Source organism: Campylobacter sp. US55, from assembly GCF_004378955.1.
Taxonomy (GTDB): domain Bacteria; phylum Campylobacterota; class Campylobacteria; order Campylobacterales; family Campylobacteraceae; genus Campylobacter_D; species Campylobacter_D jejuni.
This window is the reverse complement of record NZ_RYYF01000020.1, coordinates 1-1,353: the sequence shown is the minus strand read 5'-3', so window position 1 is coordinate 1,353 and position 1,353 is coordinate 1. Positions and strand designations below refer to the sequence as shown.

2 protein-coding genes are annotated in these 1,353 nt (G+C 35.0%); both read left to right on the top strand.

Translation table 11 applies throughout. The features are described 5' to 3' along the window. On the top strand, positions 1–282 hold a 282-nt coding region (locus ELQ07_RS08135), incomplete at its 5' end, for a flagellin (RefSeq protein WP_087704859.1). Positions 283–436: 154 nt separating this feature from the next. Continuing rightward, positions 437–1,353 (top strand): flagellin hook IN motif-containing protein (locus ELQ07_RS08130; protein WP_279586069.1); only part of this gene is annotated, 917 nt, incomplete at its 3' end.

Below are 1,353 nucleotides of genomic sequence, written 5' to 3'. Positions count from 1 at the left end.
AAAGGTGCTATGGCTGTGATGGATATCGCTGAAACTGCTATAACCAATCTTGATCAAATCAGAGCTGATATAGGTTCTATACAAAATCAAGTTACATCAACTATCAACAACATCACTGTAACTCAAGTGAATGTCAAATCAGCTGAATCACAAATCAGAGATGTAGACTTTGCAAGTGAGAGTGCAAACTACTCTAAAGCAAATATTTTAGCTCAAAGTGGATCTTATGCTATGGCTCAGGCAAATTCTAGCCAACAAAATGTTTTAAGATTGCTTCAATAGCTACATATTTTTAAAGTACTGCGATATATACAAATCCAAGCCTAGTTTAAATACTAGGCTTTTTATTTTAAACTCTAAAGATTTTTAATTAAACTAAAACTTGGAACACTTCTTGCTTTAATCTTTTCGATGCAATATTTTGAAAGGATTTAAAATGGGTTTTAGGATAAACACCAACATCGGTGCATTAAATGCACATGCAAATTCAGTTGTTAATGCTAACGAGCTTGATAAGTCTTTAAGTAGACTTAGTTCTGGTCTTAGGATTAACTCCGCAGCAGATGATGCTTCAGGGATGGCGATAGCAGATTCTTTGCGTTCACAAGCAGCTACTTTAGGTCAAGCCATAAACAATGGTAATGATGCTATAGGTATCTTACAAACTGCAGATAAGGCTATGGATGAGCAACTTAAGATCTTAGATACTATTAAGACTAAAGCAACTCAAGCCGCTCAAGATGGTCAAAGTCTAAAAACAAGAACCATGCTTCAAGCAGATATAAACCGCTTAATGGAGGAGCTTGATAATATCGCAAACACTACAGCTTTTAATGGTAAGCAACTTTTAAGTGGAAATTTTACCAATCAAGAATTTCAAATCGGTTCAAGCTCAAATCAAACTATAAAAGCAAGTATTGGACCAACCCAGTCTTCAAAAATCGGTGTTACAAGATTTGAAACAGGTTCTCAAAGCTTTACTTCAGGTGTAGTAGGACTTACTATCAAAAACTATAATGGTTTGGAAGATTTTAAATTTGATAATGTTGTGATTTCAACTTCTGTTGGAACAGGTCTTGGGGCTTTGGCTGAGGAGATTAATAAAAGCTCTGATAAAACAGGAGTTAGAGCAACTTATGATGTAAAAACTGTAGGAGCTTATGCTATAAAAGAAGGAACTACTTCTCAAGACTTTGCTATCAATGGGGTTGTAATTGGTCAGATTAATTATAAAGACGGAGATAATAACGGCCAATTAATCTCAGCTATAAATTCTGTTAAAGACACAACCGGAGTTCAAGCTTCTAAAGATGAAAATGGTAAACTTGTTCTTACTTCAGCTGATGGTAGAGG